This is a genomic window from Fulvivirga aurantia, assembly GCF_009711475.1.
GTDB lineage: Bacteria > Bacteroidota > Bacteroidia > Cytophagales > Cyclobacteriaceae > Fulvivirga > Fulvivirga aurantia.
The window spans coordinates 1-5,894 of record NZ_SMMD01000699.1 but is presented as its reverse complement, the minus strand read 5'-3'; the positions used below and the strand labels follow the sequence as shown (position 1 = coordinate 5,894).

Annotated in this window: 2 protein-coding genes; both read left to right on the top strand. The window is 39.8% G+C overall.

Translation table 11 applies throughout. The annotated features are described in order from the left end of the window. Window positions 1-4,842, top strand: a 4,842-nt coding sequence (locus tag E1176_RS07630) for a translocation/assembly module TamB domain-containing protein (RefSeq protein WP_155210015.1), incomplete at its 5' end; no start/stop codon positions are given. Beyond that, the coding region (locus E1176_RS07625; protein WP_222933111.1) for a BamA/TamA family outer membrane protein at window positions 4,829-5,894 on the top strand (1,066 nt) is incomplete at its 3' end. The genes E1176_RS07630 and E1176_RS07625, both read left to right, overlap by 14 nt.

The window sequence follows — 5,894 nt, the reverse complement described above, 5'->3', positions numbered from 1 at the left end:
TTGAGATTTCCTGCTGTTCAGGATTATATCACAACCAAGGCGGTTAATTTCTACCAGCAAAAAGTAAACACCGAAGCAGCTGTAGACCGATTGTTTGTTGACTTCCCCAGTAACATAACTGTCGAGGGGCTATATCTTGAAGATCAACAACAAGATACCCTGGTATATTGTAAATATTTATCAGTGCAAACAGATCTCTGGGCGCTTTTAGATAATACATTGCGATTAAGCGAGATAGAAATAGATGGCTTGGTTGGTAACATACACAGAGGCAAATCCAGTGATGAATTTAACTTTCAGTACATCGCAGACGCGTTTAGCTCTCAGCAAAGCACCTCAGATTCTTCCGCTGCCTTCGATTTCTCAATAGGAGATATAAGCCTTAAAAACACCCAGGCTACCTATTTTGACAAGCTCACTGGAGTCGATTTTGAAGGCAGTGTAGGGGAGTTGATCACCAACTTTTCGCTGTTTGACATAAACGCTCCGGCTATAAATATAGACTATGTAGCGCTCAATCAAACCTCTGCACGCCTAAGGCTATTTCCAGCAGAAGAGCAGCCTGCCTCTAAAGCTCAATCTTCTTCAGACACTACTAGTGCCCAAACTAGCCCATTTAAGCTGTCAGGGGATGAGTTGAAAGTAAATGACGTGCGTTTCATTTTTGAAGATGAGGCCTCAAATATGAAAATTGACCATGACCTCGGGCAAATAGCCATTATGGTTGATTCACTCGATATAAACAACAATGTATACACGGCTAAGCAAATAAGTATAGCCAATAGCTTCGTGGCGATCGACCAGTATTCGACAAACGATTCATCCATCAACAGTGCTACCGCTTCTGAGTCAGAAACTATCAAGTTATTAGCCGGTACTCAGAAGGCTTCGATTAAAAATATAGGATTCAGATATTACGATCATAATCTGCCAACTGTAAAAAATGGGTTTGACCCAGGTCACCTGTGGATACAAAAACTGACCACAGAGATGAAAGACACCTACTTTGAGAGCGGAGATGTGTATGGAGATATTTCTCAGCTGTCTGTAAATGAGAAAGGTGGTTTACGTATTGATCAGTTAGAAGGAAAATGGTCTTACAAGTCGCAGGAGGCTTATCTAAAATCACTAAAACTCGTGACGGCCAGAACTGACATTTCTGGAGATATCAACCTGACTTACCCTTCAATAGAATCCTTGACTAAGGAGCCAGAAAGCATACGATTTAAAGCTGACATCAATGAATCTGTGATAGACATGAGGGATGTGTTCTATTTTCAGCCAGCCTTAGAAAAGCAAATGGCACTTGTTAAACCTAATTATAGATTTAGCATAAAGCTAAACACAGAAGGACAGCTCAATGATTTTGTGTTGAATGATTTAAGGTTTGATGCCCTTAATAATACTCACCTTGTGGCCAATGGAAGTGCTAAAGGTCTACCTGATATCAATGCAGCTTCTTTTGATTTAAATGTGAAAGAATTACAAACCACAAGAAAAGATGTGGAAAAGGTTTTGGCAGATACACTATTGCCAGCTAACCTGACTTTGCCTCAGCAGGTAAGCAGTTCGTTCAAGGTAAAGGGAAAGGCTTCCGACTTTGATTTAGACCTAAATTTAAAGTCAACCATGGGTAATCTGGATTTTGCCGGAGCTATGGCTTTGCAAGAAGACTCCGTTTATAGCTATTATGGTGATATTCAAATTAGTGAGTTGAACCTTGGGCAGTTAATTCAAAACCCGGAATTGGGCATGGTTTCACTCAAAACCACTGTTGATGGTCGTGGCTTTACGATTGAAGAGCTAAACACGACAGTGGAGGGTGTAGTAACGAGTATTGCCTATAAGAATTATGACTATAAGAAAATCCAAATCGATGGTACTATCAAAAATCAGCAATTTGATGGGAAGGTATCTTTCGATGACCCAAACCTTATTTTTGATTTCAATGGTCTTGTAAATCTCAATGATAGTGTGCCTGAATACCGTTTCGACTTAGACTTACAACGTGCTGATTTTCAAGCTCTAAATCTGAGCAGAGAAGAGCTTAAAGCGAGAGCACTGGCAAAAGCCCGACTTACTGCTGAGTCTTTAGAATCTCTCAATGGTACGTTAGATATCGAGGATGTAACACTTTCAAAAGAAGGTAAAATCTACCAGATAGATACGCTTGCTTTGATGGCTACAACCAGTGACTCAATTACTGACATTAAACTTAGGTCAGGTATAGTGGATGCTGATTTTAAAGGCAATTTTGAGTTAGAGACATTGCCATCAGTTTTACAAAATCATTTCAACAGATATTTTGCCAAAGACACACTTGGGAGTGACCCTTTAAAGCCTCAGGACTTCACCTTCAATGTCGATTTTAAGGATCCCGACTTTGTTCACGAGGTATTGGTGCCGGGCTTAACGGAGTTTGTGCCGGGCACAATTCAAGGTAAATATAACAGTGCCGAATGGATGGTTGACATAGATATAACCATTAATGAAATGATGTATCAAGGCACTAAAGTTGACTCTTTGGGTGTGAAGGTGAGTTCTGATAAGACCAGCTTTAATTTTGATACAAAAGTCGCTACTATAACCACTGCTGGCTACAGCGTAAATAACCTATTGCTCTCAGGTGTTATCGAAGACAGTTTTGTTAAAACCGATCTAAAAATTCTCAATAACAAAGGAGAGGACAGGTACCACTTTGGAGGAAAGCTAAACCTGGAAGAAGACCATTATGTGTTTGAGTTTTTGCCAGGGGAATTTCTCTTGAATTATGAAAAATGGCAGGTAAATGCAAACAACCAAATAGCAGTCTTAGACAACGGTGTGTGGATTGAAGACCTGATCGTTCAAAAAGGCAATCAAAAAATCGCAATTCAATCATCAGTACAGGATGACCAGGACAGTGTAATCGATGCACGCTTCAATAATTTTGATTTAAGCTTTTTAGGCAAATTTAGAGAAACAGAAAAGTACATTTTAGGTGGTGTTCTTGATGGTAATTTCAGCTCCAGACTGGCCAAAGGAATCAAGGCCGATGTAGGAATTTCTAATTTTAGTTACCTGGGAGATACACTAGGAAATGTTGATTTGAAAGCCCAAAACATCAACAATAAAACCGAGCTAAACCTCAAGGTAAATAGCAATAGAAACGAGCTTTTAGTTAAGGGCAGTGTAGTACAGAATAAAACGACAGATCTCGACCTACAAGCTAAAATAACCAGGCTCGATGTGGCTACTGTGCAGGCATATGCCGCAGGTCAGGTAAGTGAGTTAGAAGGCGATCTTACAGGAAATTTTACGGTAACAGGTACAGTTGAAAATCCTGATATCAAAGGTGAAATTGCATTTGATAATGTGGCCTTTCTCATCGATTACCTGGGAGCAAAATTTAATATTGATAATCAAAAGGCAGTTTTTACCAAGACGGGTATTTCGTTTGACGACTTTACTGTAGTAGATGCCAACAAAAATAAGCTCACACTAGACGGCACGATCAAATCTGATAATTATAAGGATTATGCATTTGATCTTAAACTGAATGCCAATCAATTTCAATTACTAAATACAGAAAAACAAGGTGATCGATTAGTCTATGGTAAACTCAAGCTCAATAGCTCAGCAGATATTACAGGAACCTTGAAAAACCCAAAAGTGAGGGTTGATGTGAGTGTAGCAGATAATAGTAATGTGACTTATGTAATACCAGAATCACAGATCGAGGTGCAAAATAGAAAAGGCGTGGTTGAGTTTTTTGATGCAGACCTTGAAAATGATGACTTTTTCGGTCAGCGAGAAGAAGATCCATCAGATACGCTCGATGTTTGGATAGCTGGTTTGGACCTTCGTGCTGATATTGATGTCTCAAGCTCTAGCACTTTGGGCATTGTGATAGACCCTATTACACAGGATAAGCTCACGGTTTCAGGTGATGCTGATCTCGCTTTGAATATGAGACCTTCGGGAGAGATGACTCTCACCGGTCGGTATGAAGTGGAGGATGGCTCTTATGATCTTAATTTTTATGGTATTGCCAAGCGTAAATTTGATATACAATCAGGCAGCTTTTTGCTATGGACTGGTGATCCTCTAAATGCCAGGATGGATGTCACCGCTTCCTATTCTGTTCGGGCTTCTCCCGTGGAAGCTGATGATCCACGAAAAGTGCCATTTACAGTATTCCTGGATTTACAAGGTGAGTTGCTTTCCCCTGATATAGGGTTTAGGCTATCATTAGAAGATCCCGGATCGGCATCTCCTCAAACTCAGACATGGGTAAGTAGTATCAATCAGCAAGAGTCTGAGCTCAACAAACAGGTATTCTCATTGTTGATTTTTAAAAGCTTTATGTCTTCAGGCACAGCTGGAAATGGCAACATTGCCCAGTCAACAGCTCGTAATAGTGTGAGTAGAATTTTGAGCAACCAGCTCAACCGCTTAGGTAGCAAAATACAAGGTGTTGAGCTTTCTTTTGACTTGCAATCGTATCAGGACTATGATGAAAGTGGCTCAACCGGTCGTACGGAGCTTGAGTTGGGGCTATCAAAGCAGTTTTTTGATGATCGTGTGGTTGTCAAGGTTGCAGGTAATTTTGACCTGGAGGGTAAGCAGGCACAGCAACAAAGCGCCTCTGATTTTGCAGGAGATATAAGAATTGAATACAAACTCACAGAAGATGGTCGGTTTAGACTAGTCGGTTTTAGAGAAAACGAATTCGATAATTTGCTACAAGGAGAAATTTCTAAAACAGGCGCAGGCGTAATTTTCGTGAGAGACTACAATGCCTTTAAAGAACTATTTAAAAGTAAAGAAGAGAAAAGTCAGCAAAGCGATGATGAAGAGTAGTTTAAGCACCATTTGTTTATTGCTTACCGTTTTGATGATGGGATGTACGGCTACAAGCTATCTGGCTGAAGATGAGAAATACTACAGCGGGGCAACTGTGGTATATAAAAAGAAAAAGCATCTGGAAAATGCTGGTGAGGTTACTACTGAAGTAAATCGCTTGCTTTTACCTGAGCCGAACAGTAAACTTCTAGGTTCGAGACCCAGGGTTTGGTTTTACGAAATTGCAGGGGATGTAAAGAAAGACAAAGGCTTTAAACATTGGCTAAAAACTAAACTAGGGAGAAAGCCAGTACTTCTTGAAGATCTGGATGCCGAGCGGGTAAGAAATCAGATAGAATCTACTTTAAGAAATAATGGCTTTTTTGGGGCCTCTGTTGACTATGACATTAAGAAAAGGTCCAACTCTGGCAGGGTGATCTACAACGCTCAAATCAGTAGCCCTTTTCATTATGATACTATTATAAATCAGGTTAGCGATTCTATCCTAAAGCAAAACATAATAACCACCGATGAAGAATCGATTTTAGGGGTCGGCAAGCGTTATGATCTTGATAAGTTAAAGACAGAAAGAGCGCGTATTGAGAAGTCGCTTAAAGACAGAGGATTTTACCATTTTGATGATCAATACCTGCTTTTTAGAGCCGATAGTACCATTGGTGATAAGCAGATTAAAATGTTGCTTACACTAAAGGAAACAACACCTGATAATGCCAGGCAGGTATATAAGATTAGTGAGGTAAATATGTATGCCGACTATGCCTTTAAATCGCAGGAAAAATCTAAAGGAGATACAACTCAGGTCAAAAACCTCAATTATATACACTCTACTGACGAGTTCAGGCCTGAGATTATTGCAGATCAGGTAACTATTAGGCCGGGCAATATTTATAGAAAAGAAGATGAGCTAATTACACTAAACAGGCTAATACAGCTCGATGTGTTTAAATATGTAAATGTCGATTATGAGGAAATTGGTGACAATGAGTTGCGCTCCAATATTTATATGTCTTCCTATAAGAAAAAATCTATACGATTAGAACTACAGGCAG